This is a genomic window from Actinoallomurus oryzae, assembly GCF_039541955.1.
Lineage (GTDB): Bacteria > Actinomycetota > Actinomycetes > Streptosporangiales > Streptosporangiaceae > Actinoallomurus > Actinoallomurus oryzae.
Genome location: NZ_BAABHF010000030.1, coordinates 1 through 14,476, shown reverse-complemented (window position 1 = coordinate 14,476; position 14,476 = coordinate 1). Strand labels below are relative to the sequence as shown.

Annotated in this window: 15 protein-coding genes; 7 read left to right on the top strand and 8 right to left on the bottom strand. The window is 71.5% G+C overall.

Annotated elements, in window-relative coordinates; translation table 11 throughout:
* Positions 1–37: 37 nt before the first annotated feature.
* From ABEA10_RS27635 to ABEA10_RS27620, 4 genes are all read right to left on the bottom strand, one after another.
* Positions 38–1,303, bottom strand: coding sequence for an HD-GYP domain-containing protein (locus ABEA10_RS27635; RefSeq protein ID WP_345468888.1), 1,266 nt, complete (start codon positions 1,301–1,303; stop codon positions 38–40).
* Between the two features lie 55 nt (positions 1,304–1,358).
* The gene (locus ABEA10_RS27630; protein ID WP_345468886.1) at positions 1,359–2,699 is read right to left on the bottom strand and encodes an HD-GYP domain-containing protein; all 1,341 of its coding nucleotides are present in this window, start codon (positions 2,697–2,699) and stop codon (positions 1,359–1,361) included.
* Positions 2,700–2,950: 251 nt separating this feature from the next.
* Positions 2,951–3,217 (bottom strand): mycothiol system anti-sigma-R factor, encoded by a 267-nt coding sequence (gene rsrA / locus ABEA10_RS27625; RefSeq protein ID WP_285570332.1) that lies wholly within the window; start codon positions 3,215–3,217, stop codon positions 2,951–2,953.
* 37 nt (positions 3,218–3,254) lie between these two features.
* Entirely contained in the window at positions 3,255–3,875 is a 621-nt protein-coding gene (locus ABEA10_RS27620) for a sigma-70 family RNA polymerase sigma factor (RefSeq protein ID WP_329255689.1), read from the bottom strand.
* 262 nt (positions 3,876–4,137) lie between these two features.
* Between ABEA10_RS27620 and ABEA10_RS27615 the strand changes: the two genes are divergently transcribed.
* Entirely contained in the window at positions 4,138–4,902 is a 765-nt protein-coding gene (locus ABEA10_RS27615; protein WP_345468885.1) for a class I SAM-dependent methyltransferase, read from the top strand.
* Between the two features lie 134 nt (positions 4,903–5,036).
* On the opposite strand, the gene ABEA10_RS27610 is transcribed toward ABEA10_RS27615, so the two are convergent.
* On the bottom strand, positions 5,037–5,369 hold the full coding sequence (locus ABEA10_RS27610) for a TraR/DksA family transcriptional regulator (protein ID WP_329255681.1): 333 nt from the start codon (positions 5,367–5,369) through the stop codon (positions 5,037–5,039).
* Between the two features lie 19 nt (positions 5,370–5,388).
* Positions 5,389–6,435, bottom strand: coding sequence for an SOS response-associated peptidase (locus tag ABEA10_RS27605; RefSeq protein WP_345468883.1), 1,047 nt, complete (start codon positions 6,433–6,435; stop codon positions 5,389–5,391).
* A 10-nt stretch (positions 6,436–6,445) separates the two neighbouring features.
* Between ABEA10_RS27605 and ABEA10_RS27600 the strand changes: the two genes are divergently transcribed.
* The 5 genes from ABEA10_RS27600 to ABEA10_RS27580 all read left to right on the top strand — a co-directional run bounded on the left by ABEA10_RS27600 (position 6,446) and on the right by ABEA10_RS27580 (position 11,122).
* Positions 6,446–7,003 carry a DoxX family protein gene (locus ABEA10_RS27600; RefSeq protein ID WP_345468881.1) on the top strand — a complete coding sequence of 186 codons (558 nt, stop codon included), beginning with the start codon at positions 6,446–6,448 and terminating at the stop codon, positions 7,001–7,003.
* A 448-nt stretch (positions 7,004–7,451) separates the two neighbouring features.
* Positions 7,452–8,702 carry a 3-phosphoshikimate 1-carboxyvinyltransferase gene (gene aroA, locus ABEA10_RS27595; protein WP_345468880.1) on the top strand — a complete coding sequence of 417 codons (1,251 nt, stop codon included), beginning with the start codon at positions 7,452–7,454 and terminating at the stop codon, positions 8,700–8,702.
* A gap of 2 nt (positions 8,703–8,704) precedes the next feature.
* Complete coding sequence (gene rsgA, locus ABEA10_RS27590) at positions 8,705–9,691, top strand: ribosome small subunit-dependent GTPase A (protein WP_329255669.1); 987 nt, start codon at positions 8,705–8,707, stop codon at positions 9,689–9,691.
* 344 nt (positions 9,692–10,035) lie between these two features.
* A complete protein-coding gene (gene hisN / locus ABEA10_RS27585; protein ID WP_345468878.1) occupies positions 10,036–10,839 on the top strand; it encodes a histidinol-phosphatase in 804 nt (267 codons plus the stop codon).
* A gap of 97 nt (positions 10,840–10,936) precedes the next feature.
* Positions 10,937–11,122, top strand: a complete 186-nt coding sequence (locus ABEA10_RS27580; protein WP_329255664.1) for a hypothetical protein — start codon at positions 10,937–10,939, stop codon at positions 11,120–11,122.
* 62 nt (positions 11,123–11,184) lie between these two features.
* Here ABEA10_RS27580 and ABEA10_RS27575 read toward each other — a convergent pair whose 3' ends face one another.
* A complete protein-coding gene (locus ABEA10_RS27575) occupies positions 11,185–12,396 on the bottom strand; it encodes an MFS transporter (protein ID WP_345468876.1) in 1,212 nt (403 codons plus the stop codon).
* A 203-nt stretch (positions 12,397–12,599) separates the two neighbouring features.
* On the opposite strand from ABEA10_RS27575, the gene ABEA10_RS27570 reads away from it, so the two are divergent.
* A complete protein-coding gene (locus ABEA10_RS27570; RefSeq protein ID WP_345468875.1) occupies positions 12,600–13,523 on the top strand; it encodes a sulfotransferase family protein in 924 nt (307 codons plus the stop codon).
* Between the two features lie 281 nt (positions 13,524–13,804).
* Here ABEA10_RS27570 and ABEA10_RS27565 read toward each other — a convergent pair whose 3' ends face one another.
* Entirely contained in the window at positions 13,805–13,993 is a 189-nt protein-coding gene (locus tag ABEA10_RS27565; RefSeq protein WP_329255654.1) for a DUF397 domain-containing protein, read from the bottom strand.
* Between the last annotated feature and the right edge of the window lie 483 nt (positions 13,994–14,476).

Genomic DNA, 14,476 nt, shown 5'->3' with positions numbered 1-14,476 from the left:
CGCGATGCTCGCCGACAAAAACCCGAGTGCCGCCTTGTCAGCGCATACGGTCGACAACGTGCCCGAGCGCCTCGACCACGGTCGGGTCGTACTCCGCGGCCGAATCACCCCGCAGGCGTTCGAGCACGGCCGCCGACCGATCGCGGTCGGACGACGCCCCGACAAGATCATCGTAGGCGTTCGCGACCTTGATGACGCGGCTGGCCAGCGGCGGAGCGGATCCCTCCGCCGCGCGGTACGGCTCGGACTGGCGTCGGACGATCTCCGCGACCTCGTTCAGCACCCCGGTCTCGGTGATCACGTTGGCGCCCAGCCCGGCGATACGGCGCTGTTCGCTGGGCGAGGCCAGGACGGTCGCGCCGCCCGGGATCGGATCGCGCAGCGACAGCTGGCCGATGTCGTGCATGAGCGCGGCGTACTCCAGCTCGAGCAGCGCCTCCTCGTTCATACCCAGCTCGCGCCCCATCTGCACGGCCAGCTCGCTCACCCGCCGGGAGTGCCCGGCCTCGACGTACCCGCCGACCTCGGTCACCTGGGACAGGGCGCGTACGGTCTGCAGGTAGGTGGCCCGGATGCCGGCGAAGCGCCGGAACGCGACCTGGGTCACCAGGATCGGCGCGCTGAACACCAGCAGCGCCACCGGGCCCATGACGAACGTGCTCACCGCGATCAGGATGCCCGTGGCGCCCGAGGCGGCGCAGAGCGGGACCTTCGCCCGGATCTCGTCGCCGAACGCGATGGCGAACCGCGTGCGCACCGCCTCGGCGCGGATCGTCGCCGCGGTCACCATCTCGGCGGCGCAGGCGAACATGACCGTCAGCACCATCACCGTGATGAGCAGCGGCCAGTGGTGCTGCAACGAGGAGGTGCCGATCGGGCGGAAGACGAAGGCCACCAGGGCCGGGCTCAGGACGCGCCGGGCCATCGCGTCGAGCGCCGGGATGCGGCCGACCGCGATGTGCGGCAGCGCGCCGATGAGCGTGCCGCAGGCCGTCACCGTCACCGCCTGGAACGCCGAGTGCGTGGCCGGTTCGCTGCCCACCCGCAGCAACAGGGCGTACCCGACGGAGCCCGCGCTCGCGATCGGGGCGACCTCGCGGCTGCCGGGCATGATCATGCGGAGCAGCTCGCCGATCGCGATGAGCGCGCCGAACAGGATCGCCGTACGGGAGTCTTCGAGGCCGACCGCGCCGACCTGGGTGACAGAGGCGATGATCAGCATCCCGGCCGCCGCGATCAGCAGCAGCTGGGCGGAGTCCAGCGACTGCCATGCCGGGCGCGGGCGTCCGGCCTGAGCGGTCACGTGCGCGCTCCCCCCGCGGTGCTCCGGCGCGCCGCCACCCGGGCCACCGGACGGGTCACCGGACACCCTCTCCGGCGACGCGCAGGGGCGCGCTGGGGTCGTCGTGGTCCTGCTGGGTGGTCTCTTCGCCCTCCTCGGGCGGCGGGACCGGGTCGGGCTGGGTCCACCCGTGGCGGGTGATGGCGGCGATGAGCGCCTCGACCATCTCCGGGTCGAAGTGGGTGCCGGCCGAGCGCCGCAGCTCGGCGATGCCCTCCTCGATGGACCGCGCCGGACGGTAGGACCGGGTGGAGGTGATCACGTCGAACGCGTCGGCCACCGAGATGACGCGAGCGAACTCCGGGATCTCCAGGCCCGCCAGCCCCATGGGGTAGCCCGTGCCGTCCATCCGCTCGTGGTGGTGCATGATGCCGGCGAGCGCCTCGTCGAGAAAGCCGATCTCACGGACGATCTCCAGGCCGCGCATCGGGTGGAGCTGGATCGCGGCGTACTCCTCTTCGGTCAGGGCGCCGGCCTTCTGCAGCACCTTGGTCGGCACGCCGAGCTTGCCGACGTCGTGGAGCATCCCGGCGTAGCGGATCGCGCCGACCCGCTCGGGCCGCATCCCGATCGCCTCGGCGATCATGACCGCGCCGCGGGAGACCCGCTCGCTGTGGCCGCGCGTGTAGTAGTCCTTGGTCTCCACCGCCTGGCAGAGCGCCGCGATCGTCGCGGCGTGGGCCTGCTGCTGGTCGCTGGTCTGCTGGAACGCCCACCGGGCCAGCAGCATCGGCATCAGCACGAGCACGGCGGAGAACGGGCCGATGAGCCCCCACGGCGCGGCGATGAGCAGGCCGAACATGCCGTACGCCAGCTGGCCCGCGGCGAGGCTGCCGATGGGCCGCCAGCGGAACCCCCACAGGGGCGCCGTCTTGGTGAGCACGAGGACGACGCCGATCAGGGCGAGGTTGACGGCGACGTAGGTGACGACGGCGGTGAGGTAGGGCGCGATGATGTCCGGGAACGAGCCGTTGGTGGGCTTGCCGGTCGTGCCGCCGGCCGCGCTGTACACGACGCCGGCGAGGTAGCCCGAGAGGGCGAACTGGGCCCCGTTGAACAGCCGTTTCACGACGCCCATGTCGCGTCGCCAGGCGATGATCGCCGACGCGCCGACGATCGCGGCGCCCGTCGGGCCGAGCAGCACGACCGAGGCCAGGCCCGCCGAGTAGCTCAGCGACACCCGGGCGTTCTCGCTGTTGAGCAGTGCCGGCGCCGACTCGCAGATCACCGACAGCACCGCGAGGACGGCAAGGGTGGTCCAGTCGATGCCATCGAAGGACGAGAGACCGATGGACGACGCCGCGAGCACGACGACCGTGCAGACGTACGCCCATGCGGCGAGGGGTAGTCCACGCAATGCCGCCCCCACAGGTTATGGGCTAATTCCAGGACACGCCTTGACGCATCTTTCTCCGCCTCCCCGTCGGGCCCCGGCTACGGGAGCCCTTCATCCCTGACTCACCGCCCGCCTCGGATCGACGCCGGAAGAATCGGTGGTAAGCCTAACCCGACAGCCCCTGCTCACGCAGACGCGCGAGGAAACGTGAGCAAAGCGTGAATGAATCGTCACCTACGGTCGGCGGTATCGCCCGTGAGCTGCGAAGCCGGTCATTCGACGAGATTGGCGCGAACCTCTTCGATTCGCCCAAGCACCTTCGCCCGGAGGTCCTGCGGCACCGGGTCGCAGCCGCAGCTCTTGTGCACGAGCTTCTTGACCGACTCCTCCAGGCCGTACTCCCGCAGGCAGGGACCGCACTCGTCGAGGTGCTGCCGGATGTCGGAGCACCCGTGCTCGTCCAGCTCGCCGTCCAGGTAGGAGTAGATACGGGCGAGGACCTCCGTGCAGGGGGTCTCATGAGGCTTTCCGCAGCTCATTTCGCCACCTCACCAGGGTGCGCGGGCGTCCGGTCGCTCATGCGGAGTCCTCCTTGCGCCCGGACCCGTTCGCGCGGGCGAGCCCGCGCTCACGCGCGTAGTCTTCGAGCATCGACCTCAGCTGCCGCCGGCCGCGGTGCAGCCGGGACATCACGGTACCGATCGGAGTGCCCATGATGTCGGCGATCTCCTTGTACGCGAAGCCTTCGACGTCCGCGAAGTAGACCGCCATCCGGAAGTCCTCGGGCAGCGCCTGCAGGGCCCGCTTGACGTCCGAGTCGGGAAGGTGCTCGAGGGCCTCGGCCTCGGCCGACTTCAGGCCGGTCGAGGTGTGCGACTCCGCCCGCGCGAGCTGCCAGTCCTCGATCTCCTCCGACGCCGACTGCTTCGGCTCCCGCTGCTTCTTGCGGTAGGAGTTGATGAAGGTGTTGGTGAGGATGCGGTAGAGCCAGGCCTTGAGGTTGGTGCCTTCCTGGAACTGGTGGAAGGAGCCGAACGCCTTGGCGAACGTCTCCTGGACCAGATCCTCCGCGTCCGCGGGGTTGCGCGTCATGCGCAGCGCGGCGGAGTACAGCTGGTCGAGAAACGGAAGCACGTCACGCTCGAAGCGCCGACTGCGCTGCTCCAGAGTCTCCACTGCCTCGGGTACCTGACCCACCCCCTCCGTCGCGCCGGTGCCGGGCTCGGGGCCGGCACCGAAACCATACGCTCCAGACGATAGCGGGTGCGCCACCGGCGCATCGCGCCGGTCCGCCAGCAAGACGGCCATCATCACCTCGAACTTTCGCAGGCCGGTGTCCGTTATGACGCTGTGCAACGCGCCACGCGCCCACGGGATTCCCAGGAGCGGGGGAATGCTCCGGCACACCGGCATGAAGTGTGCGATAGCTCGTACCGCCAACAGGGAAGGATTGGGAGAAATGCATCCCCGAGGAGCCGCCGTGCTGTCCATTCCGGCGAAGCATCCCGCAGTCGGCGAGTCCGAGTCGCTCGCGAGCTACTGGACGTTCTACTGGGCCGTGGCCGCCGCACAGCTGTCCCGGTGGCTGCCGCGCCGGCCGTCACGGGTGCTCGACCTGTCCGGGCCCCAGTCCCGCTACGCCGACCAGGCGGCGCACGCGGGCCACACCGTGGTCGAGGTCCGCGACGCTCCCCGCGGCACACCACAGCCCCGGCGCACCCGCACGATCGTCGCGGACGCGTCCTCCCTCGGCTTCCTCTCCCCCGGTTCGTTCGACGCCGTCGTGGCCGAGGGGCGCATGCTCTCGCGCCATCTGGTCACCGAGAACGTCGTCGCGGAGATCGCCCGCGTGCTCCGTCCCGGCGGCCGGGTGCTGCTGAGCGTGGACTCCCTCGTCCTGGGCATGGCCATCCTGGCGGAGCAGAACTACTGGGCACACCTGTCCGACGTGCCGCGCTCGGAGGTCGTGCTCGTGCCCTGGCCGGACGGCACGATCACCCGGTGCTTCGGCGTCGAGCAGCTGCGCGACCTGCTCACCGAGTGCGGCCTGGAGGTCGAGTGGATCCGGCCGCGCACGGCCTTGTCGCCCTCGACCGTGGAGCACGTGCTGAACGCCAGCCCCCAGTCGCTCACCCGCCTCGTACGAGCGGAGCTGACCGCGCCGCAGGCCGAGGAGCCGGTCGGCATCCACCTCGTCGCCAGCGCGATCAAGAAGACCGGGTAACGGCCGTCCCACGGCCCGAGGGCAGCGGGGACCCCGGCCGGCCGGCATCCACGTCCCCGCAGGCGCGGACGAGGAGACCGGGTGGCGGACCTTCCACCGCCCCCGGCTCGCGACCGGGGGGCGAAGGAGCGGTGCTACCGGTGGAGCCGGTCGCGTTTCCCCTGGCAAGCGACGCAGCGGGACGCCTCAGGGCGAGCCTCCAGGCGGCCCTCGGGAATCCCCAGGCCGCAGTCCACGCATTTGCCGTACGTGCCCTCGTGGGCGCGTGCGAGCGCCGCGAGCACCTCGGCCCGCTGGCGCCGCAACGCCGCGAGGGCGGCGTCGACCCGGTCGGTGTCCGACAGGCTCGCCCCCGCGTCGGCCGTGTGGTGTTCGGCCTCCGGATGCTCCTCCTGCACGGCCGTGATCGACCGTTCGAGGTCGGCGAGCATCTCGTCGAGGCGCTTGCGCGCGGTGTCCAGAGCCATGCGCACCTCCGACACGCGGTCAGAAGAGAGTGAGGGGAGATACTGAAGGAATACCCATCTGGGGCAGGGGTCTGACCAGTTCTGGGCCGTTATTTGCCACCTTGTTCACCGCGGTGGACACCGGGTACGACTCGAGCCGCCCCTCCGCGGCCGGAACGAGCAGCGACCGGACCTCCTCGGGGTCGGTGAGCGCCGGGTCCAGCCAGGCGCCGAACCGCTCGGGCTCCACCAGCATCGGCATCCGGTCGTGGATGCGGCCCACGTCGTCGGTCGCCTCGGTGGTCAGGATCGTGCAGCTGAGCAGCCGTTCGCCGGCCGCGTCCGGCGACCGCCACACCGCGTACAGCCCGGCCATCGCCAGGATGCCCCCGTCGGCGGGGCGGATGAAGTGCGGCTGCTTGCCGCCGTCGGTCGCCTGCCATTCGTAGTAGCCGTCGGCGGGAACCACGCAGCGATGCAGCGCGAACGCGCGCCGGAACGCGGGCTTCTCGTGCGCGGTCTCGACCCGGGCGTTGATCAGCCGCGCACCGATCGAGACGTCCTTGGCCCAGAACGGCACCAGCCCCCAGCGCGCGACGTGCAACTCACGCACGTCCTCCGACCGCGCCCGCTCCTCACCGGCTCCAAGGACGCCTGCTCCCTCACCGCCCCCTCCAGTCACCGCGTCGCTCCCGCTCGGGCTTTCTGGTCGCGTCCGCTCCTCACTCGCTCCGCGGACGGCTCGTCCCTCACCGCCCACTCCACTCGCTGCGTCGCTCCCACTCCGGCTTTCTGGTCGCGTCCGCTCCTCACTCGCTCCGCGGACGGCTCGTCCCTCACCGCCCACTCCACTCGCTGCGTCGCTCCCGCTCCGGCGGGTCAGGACCACCGGTACCGGCTTGGTCGGGGCGACGTTGTAGTCCGGTTCGAGATCTTCGGCCTCGTCGTGCTCGACGCCGAAGAAGTCGACGAGCTCCTGGCGCCCGCGCGTGGACGCGTACCGGCCGCACATCGCCCGGCGCTCCCCTCTCTCTCCCGCTGCCCGCTCTCTCACCGAACCGCGCTTGACCGCGCCTTCGATGGGCATGACCGGTGTTATGCAGATCATCAGGACCATCGCGCGCCCGCTCGTCGCGGCGCCATTCATGGTCACCGGACTCGAGACATTGCGCAATCCGGGCCCCCGCGCGGAGAAGGTGGCCCCGGCTCTCAAGCCGCTCGCCGACCGGGTGGCCTGGCTGCCGTCCAAGGATCCCGAGACGCTCGTACGGATCCAGGGCGCGATCGGCCTCGGCGCCGGCGCGCTGTTCGCCCTCGGAAAGTTCGAGCGCCTCACGACGCTCCTGCTCGCGGCGGAGATGGTACCCGCGCTGCTCACCGAGCACCGGTTCTGGAAGGAGGAGGACCCTGAGCGTCGCGACGTCGAACGCGCCCTGATGCTGAAGAACGCGGGGCTGTTCGGTGTGCTGCTGTACGCCGCCGCGGCGCCGAGCCGGCACCGCCCTGTCAAGGCAGCCAAGACCAACCTGCGCGAGGCACGCCTGCAGGCGGCGGTCGCCAAGGCCGAGGCCGGCCGCAGGGCCGAACGCGCCCGCCGCAAGGCGGCCAGGCGCGCCGCCCACGCCCAGCGCCGGGCCGTGAAGGTCGGCCGCTGAGGGATCACCCGGAACCCTCGCCCGTCGCGGGCGGCGTCCGGCCGCCGCGTCGCAGGGCGCAGGAGGAAGCCAGGTGCCGGCTTGCCGGCCCACGGCGACGCGGCGAGACGGCGCCTGGACGCCGTGCGGCGGGGCAGGGGGTTCCGGGAAGTCTCTGAGAGCCCGCACGCGAATCTTTGCCGGGGGGACGGCCGGGCGTGACCGCCGGCCGGCGTTCGCCGGCGAGCCGTACTCGGCATGTTCGCCTCCCGGAAACTCCCCAGGAGCCTCTGGGGACGCACCGACCCCAGGACCACCGCACCGGTGTCCCATCGGTCTCCGCGGTCACGGTAGAGCGGGGGCCCGACATTTCACGGCGCGCCCCGCCACGTCGGCCCCGGCCACGACCGTCGCGGCACCTCGGCGTTCCGCAAGATCTCACCCCTTCTCCGGCCGGTACCCTTCATTCATGCCTGAGATGTGGTCCGCTCCCGTGGCGGCCGGTCCCGTCGACGCCCTGGTCACGCTGCCGGGGTCCAAGTCGATGACCAACCGCGCGCTGATCCTCGCCGCGCTGTCCGACGGCGAGTCGCTGGTGCGCCGGCCGCTGCGCAGCCGCGACACGCTGCTCATGGCCGGTGCGCTGCGCGCGCTCGGCGCGTCCGTGGACGACGCGGGCGCCGACTGGCGGATCGTGCCCGGTGAGCTGCGCGGCCCCGCGACCGTCGACGTCGGCCTGGCCGGCACGGTCATGCGGTTCGTGCCTCCCGTCGCGGCCCTGGCCACCGGCGAGATCCGCTTCGACGGCGACCCGTACGCCCGCAAGCGGCCCATGGGCGCGATCCTGGCCGCGCTGCGGATCCTCGGCGCGGACGTCGACGGCGACGCCCTGCCGTTCACCGTGCGCGGCACTGGCGCGGTGCCGGGCGGCTCGGTGACGATCGACGCGTCCGGCTCGTCGCAGATGGTCTCCGGCCTGCTGCTGGCCGCGCCCCGCTACGGCAAGGGCGCGGAGGTACGCCACGAGGGCCCGCCCGTGCCGTCGGGCGCGCACCTGACGATGACCGTGCGGATGCTGCGCGACGCCGGCGCCACCGTGGAGACCGAGCCCGACGTGTGGCGGGTCCAGCCGGGCCGGCTGCGCGCCGGTGAGATCGACATCGAACCCGACCTGTCCAACGCCGCGCCGTTCCTCGCCGCGGCCCTGGTCTCCGGGGGCCGGGTCACCGTACGCGACTGGCCGGCCGAGACGACCCAGCCCGGTGACGAGCTACGCCACCTGCTGGCCGCGATGGGCGCCTCGGTGTCGTACGAGGACGGCGACCTGACCGTGCGCGGCGGCGCCGTCCACGGCATCGACGTCGACCTCGGCGACGTCAACGAGCTGACCTGTGTGATCGCCGCGCTCGCGGCGCTGGCCGACGGTCCCTCGCGACTGCGCGGCATCGCGCACATGCGCGGGCACGAGACGGACCGGCTCGCGGCGCTCACCACGGAGATCAACGGCCTGGGCGGCGACGTGCGCGAACACCCCGACGGCCTGGAGATCCGGCCGCGGCCGCTGCACGGCGGCGTCTTCCACACCTACGACGACCACCGGATGGTGATGGCGGGCGCCGTGCTCGGCCTGGGCGTCCCGGGCGTCGAGGTGGAGAATCTCGCGACGGTGGGCAAGACGCTTCCCGAATTCGGCGAGCTGTGGGCGGAGATGCTGCGTTAGGCATGGCGCGCGATTGGGCGAGGCTCGACGAGGATGACGTGCGGGTACGTCCGGGCCGCGGCTCCCGGCCACGTACCCGTCGCCGTCCCGCGCACGAGGACGCCGTCGGCGGCTTCGTGATGGCGGTCGACCGCGGCCGTTACACCTGTCTCGTCGACGGACGCCCCGTGACGGCGATGCGAGCGCGCGAGCTGGGGCGCAAGAGCGTCGTCGTCGGTGACCGCGTCCGCCTGGTCGGCGACGTCTCGGGCCGCCCGGACACGCTGGCGCGCGTCGTCGGCATCGAGCCGCGGACCTCGACCCTGCGCCGTACCGCCGACGACAGCGACCCCGTCGAGCGGGTCATCGTCGCCAACGCCGACAACCTCGTCATCGTCACCGCCCTGGCCGACCCGCCGCCCCGCCCCCGGATGATCGACCGTTGTCTGGTCGCCGCGTTCGACGCGGGCCTGTCACCGCTGCTCTGCCTCACCAAGGCCGACCTGGCCGCGCCGGACGCGCTGGAGGAGATGTACGCGCCGCTGGGCGTCACGTACGTCGTCACGCGCAAGGACCGGCCGGTCGACGAGCTGCGCTCCCACCTGGCCGGCCGGATGAGCGTGCTCGTCGGCCATTCCGGTGTCGGCAAGTCGACGCTGGTCAACGCCCTGGTTCCGGACGCCGAGCGGGCGGTGAGCGCGGTCAATCCGGTGACCGGGCGGGGCCGGCACACGTCATCGTCGGCGATCGCCCTCGCCCTGCCGGACGGCGACGGCTGGATCATCGACACGCCGGGCGTGCGCAGCTTCGGCCTCGCCCACGTCAAGCCGGACGACGTTCTGGCGGCGTTCCCGGACCTGATCGAGGGCGACGCGGAGTGCCCGCCGCACTGCACGCACGTCCAGGACGACTGCGCCCTGGACGCCTGGGTGGCGGCGGGCCACGCCGACCCCTCACGCCTGGACTCGCTGCGGCGGCTCCTGCTGAGCCGCGACGCCGACGAGGCTTAAGGGGCTGGAGTGGCACAGTGACCCGTCGGCGCCGTTGACGACGGGTCACAACCGAGAGGACAACAGAAGTCGCCGCGACTGGCAAGAGTGCACACATGATCTGGACGATTTGCTGAATTTTGATCTGTATAGCGATTAATGTCTGGTCAGATCGCACAGTGACGGCATTCGCGCCGTTCTCCCCCCTCCGCCGGCGCGGCCTCACCTCGGCGCGGCCGAGGACGCCTCCGGCGTCGTACCGGCTCCGCGAGACCTCGCGCCGCCACCCCTGACGCCGATGATCTTGGACCGTTCGCCGGGCCGGTCTGTCTGCGCACGCCTGTGTCGCGATAGCGTTGCACGCCGTGGCGGACTATTCGGATGACCTACGCCTTGCACATGTCATGGCGGACGCGGCCGACGATGTCGCCACGCGCCGGTTTCGCGCTCTCGATCTGCGGGTCGAGACGAAACCCGACCTCACGCCGGTGAGCGACGCCGACCGCATGGTCGAGGAGATCCTGCGCAACACGCTGAAGCGCGCGCGGCCCCGTGACGCGGTGCACGGCGAGGAGTACGGCCGCACCGGCTACGGCCCGCGCTGCTGGGTGATCGACCCGATCGACGCCACGAAGAACTACGTTCGCGGCGTGCCGGTCTGGGCGACGCTGATCGCGCTGATGGAGGGCGACGACCCGGTGGTCGGCCTGGTGTCCGCGCCGGCGCTCAACCGCCGCTGGTGGGCCGCTCGCGGGGGCGGCGCGTGGACCGGGCGCAGCCTCGCCAAGGCCACCCGCTGCCGCGTCTCGGGCGTCACCGACCTGCACGACGCGTCGTTCTCCTTCTCCAGCCTCACCGGGTGGGAAGAGCAGCGGCGCCTGGAGGGGTTCCTGGACCTCACCCGCTCCGTCTGGCGCACCCGGGCGTTCGGCGACTTCTGGTCGCACGTGATGGTCGCCGAGGGCGTCATGGACGTGTCCGCCGAGCCCGAGGTGTCGCTGTGGGACGTCGCGGCCCTGCAGGTCATCGTGGAGGAGGCGGGAGGCGTCTTCACCGACCTGGCCGGCGTGCCGACCGCCGACGGCGGCAGCGTCGTGTGCACCAACGGGCTTCTGCACGCGGCCGTGCTCGACAAGCTCGGCGGCGGCCCGGTCATGCGCCGCGTCTGACGCTCAACGCGATCGACACGATATATCTTGTGATTTGAGGAACAGCGGCGTCGTGCCCGCTCGTTCTCCTAGCGAAGTCCACGGAACGGAGAAGATCGTGGGACGCACCGGATACGTCGTCGTCGGGGTCATCGTTGCACTGATCGCCTTCATCCTGCTGCCCGGCTGGGTCAAGCTGCTCGGCGTGCTGCTGCTCGTGGGCGTGCCGACGGCGGGTTACCTGATGCTCGACCCGTCACAGCGCCGCCGCCTGCGCGGGCAGGCCCGTAAGCGCCTCGGCTGACCGATCTCGACCGCCCCGGAGTCTCGGGGCGGTCACCGCCGTACGACGCGCCCAGCGGCCTGTCAGGCCGTCGCGTGGCCCGTCAGTGTCCGTACGTCGCGGACGGTCAGCACGGCGAGAGTCGCGGTGAGGATGACGGCGCCGTTCAGCGCGATGGCGCCGCCGAGTCCCAGCGCGGCCATCGCCGGGCCGGCGAGGGTCTGGCCGAGCGGGTTGAAGACCAGCGAGCCGAGCGAGTCGTACGCGTAGACCCGTGACAGTGCCTCGGGCGGCACGTTGTGCTGCACCACGGTGTCCCACTGCACCCCGAAGATCTCGAACCCGGCGCCCGCCGCGAAGGCCGCCGCCAGCATGACCGGCACCGGCGCGGCCACGGCGAGCGCGAACAGCACGGACGTGCCGGCCAGCACGCCGTACGTCGCGAGCAGCAGCGGCCGGCGTGGCCGGTGCCACAGCGACGACAACCCGCCCGCGATGAACCCGGCCGCCTCGAACGCGACGACGAGCCCCCAGGCCGTCGCGCCGCCCAGGTCGCGCTTGGCCACCAGCGGCCCGAGCACGTTGAAGCCGCCGGAGAACGCCGCGTTCACGAACGCGAACTGCGCCACGATCGTCCACAGCCACGTGCGCGAGCGGAACTCCCGCCAGCCGCTCCTGAGCTCACCCAGCACCCCCGGCCGCGGCAGGGCGACGCGGGGAAGAGCGAGCCGGCCGAAGAACACCGCCGCCACCACGAACGTCGCCGCGTCCACCGCGATGGCCCATCCCGGCCCGTACGCCGCCACGACCACGCCGGCCAGCCCCGCACCGATCACCTTCGCGGCGTTCATGGCGAGGCGGAGCAGGGCGTTGGCGGGCTGGATGAGGGACGGCTCGACGGTCTGCGGCACCACCCCGAGGGAGGCGGGCCCGAGGAACGCCGCGGCCATCCCGTTCGCGGCCTCCAGGAGCGCCAGCTGCCAGACGCGCGCGCTCCCGCTGATCAGCAGGACGGCCGCGACCGACTGGGTCCCGGCCGCGACGAGGGAGAACACCACGAGAATGACGTGCCGGGGCAGCCGGTCCGCCCACACGCCGCCCAGCAGGAGCAGCGCGACGGTGGGCAGGCTGCGCGCGGCCAGCACGAGCCCCAGGTCGCTCGCCGAACCCGTCAGGCCGAGCACCGCGAACGCGAGCGCCACCGGCGCCATCGCGTTGCCAAGAAAGGACACCAGCCGGCCAAAGAACACCATGCGAAAACGCGGGGCGGCGAGTGGCCTCAGAGCGGATCTCACAAGCCGATGACCCTAGAGCCGTTCGGCTCCGATGTCCGCCCGCGCGGGCGCTCGCCGCGACCGGGCCGGTGGACGCCCCCGGCTTCGCGCCCCTCTCCGGCGCTGTCGTGTACGGCCGGTTTGGGCCGGACTCACCCAAGGGGGTGCCACAGGCGTACGGAAGGCGCCTGACCTGGAGGATTACCCGCCGGGGGTGATTTCTCTTGGCCTCGCACCGGCCGATCTTCATTCTGGGCTGCCCGCGTTCGGGCGGGACGCTGCTGCGGCGCATGCTGCGCGCCCACCCGCGCATCGCGATCCCGCCGGAGACACGCCTCCTGCTCGACGCGTACGAGCACCGGAGCGCGTACGGGGACCTGCGCCGTCTGGCGAACCGGCAGGCGCTCGCGGAATGGATCGTCGCCGGCGCCGGCACCCGCTTCGACGGCCTCGGCCTGGACGCCCGTGCGGTGGCCGAGGAGATCGTGGCCGGGCCCCCGACCCTGGGATCGGCCCTGGAGATCGCCTGGCGCGCGTACGCGCGACGGCTGGGCAAGCCGCGCTGGGGCGACAAGCGACCGGGGTACGTGCAGCACATCGACGCGCTGCTGCGCCTGTTCCCGGAGGCGCAGATCGTGCACGTGGTCCGCGACGGGCGCGCCTGTGTCGCGGAGCTCAAGGGCACCTCGTGGTGGCGCATGGGCGTCTACCACGCGATCGCCACCTGGACCCAGGCGATCGACGCCGGCACCTCCGCCGCCGAACGGCTGCCGTCGTCGACCTACACGGAGGTGCAGTACGAGAGGCTGGTCGCGGACCCCGAGAGCGAGCTGCGACGCCTGTGCGCGTTCCTGATGGAGGATTACACGCCGGAGATGGCGGAGCAGCGACCGTGCGGCGAGCCCCAGGACGGGAAGACGGAGACCCCGCTGGAGCCGTGGGAACGCGAACTGTGCGAGGCCGTGATGACCGAACGCCTGCTCGCGTACGGGTACGAACCGGCCCCGGCCGCGCGCCCGTCAACACGCCACCTGGCGCGGTACGCGGCGATCACCGCCCACCGCCGCCTGGCCGCACGGAAGCGCGCCGTCCTGGACGCCCACGTCCGCTCCGCCGAGCCACAGCCCGTGGCCTCCTGCCTGACCTGACGCCGCCTGGGCCTGACGAACTCGAAGCGCTGAGACCTCTCCTGAGGAGCCGTCCCCGGCGACGGGACTGGCCTGCCGGGGCCGACCGGTCCACGGTTCCCAGACGCGGCTTGGCTGCCGGGCCAGCGCTTCCTGTTTGATCAGCGAACACCACGACGGTGGCACTGAGGGCGTCAACACCCGTCATCGGTGGGAAGAGGCGATGTTGGCCTGTGAACAACGTCCCCTGACGCCTGGGCGTTGTCGAGCCCCTGCGGGCACCGGGGGCTTCGGACGGGCGGTCAGACTACGAAGCGCTCGTCGAGCAGGGCGCGCATGTCCTCGGGCAGCTCGTGCTTGCCGGCCTTGATGCGGTCGAGGAAGTCTCTCCAGGCGCTCACGCTGAAGAACAGCTTGGGACCGTCCGGGTCCTTGCTGTCACGAACCGCGATGAGACGCTCGCCCCGGCCCTCTTCGGACGCGTCGGACACCGCGCACCTCTGTTCTAGTGAGGAATCGCTGATGAGACGGCTCTTTGCCGCTCCTCAGAGTCAACGTGGTAAACGGTAGCAGGGACCGCCGGTCACGGCGGTGTCTTGGGGTTTCCTGTTCGTATCCGACGCCGCAATGGCCTCATGTCCACCGTACGGTCGGTCGCCCCGTTCCTCCCCAGGCCATCCCTCACCGAGATCGACGGTATCCAGATCAGCCGGAAGAGCTCCAAGGAGCGCCAGGAGGCCCCCTTCTATCGGCACCATCATCACCAACCGGGCGAATGTCGGCGTATCGCGCTATATCGGTGCACTCGCGCCGCCGAGACCGTACAGCCTCAGCGTGACCCCGCCGGCGAAAAAGAAAGGGGGAGAGGCCGCCCGCGTACCGCGGTTGACCTCTCCCCCTTCATTTCACCGTAAAAACAAGAAAGAGGAGAGGGACTCTCCGCGTTGACCGCGGGGTCACCTCTCCTCTTCCTT

Coding starts and splice junctions, on each gene's coding strand:
- ABEA10_RS27610 (WP_329255681.1), bottom strand. CDS start 5,369: ATGGCTCTGGACACCGCGCGCAAGCGCCTCGACGAGATGCTCGCCGAC.
- ABEA10_RS27615 (WP_345468885.1), top strand. CDS start 4,138: ATGCATCCCCGAGGAGCCGCCGTGCTGTCCATTCCGGCGAAGCATCCC.
- rsgA (WP_329255669.1), top strand. CDS start 8,705: ATGGCGCGCGATTGGGCGAGGCTCGACGAGGATGACGTGCGGGTACGT.
- ABEA10_RS27600 (WP_345468881.1), top strand. CDS start 6,446: ATGCAGATCATCAGGACCATCGCGCGCCCGCTCGTCGCGGCGCCATTC.
- rsrA (WP_285570332.1), bottom strand. CDS start 3,217: ATGAGCTGCGGAAAGCCTCATGAGACCCCCTGCACGGAGGTCCTCGCC.
- ABEA10_RS27605 (WP_345468883.1), bottom strand. CDS start 6,435: ATGCCCATCGAAGGCGCGGTCAAGCGCGGTTCGGTGAGAGAGCGGGCA.
- aroA (WP_345468880.1), top strand. CDS start 7,452: ATGCCTGAGATGTGGTCCGCTCCCGTGGCGGCCGGTCCCGTCGACGCC.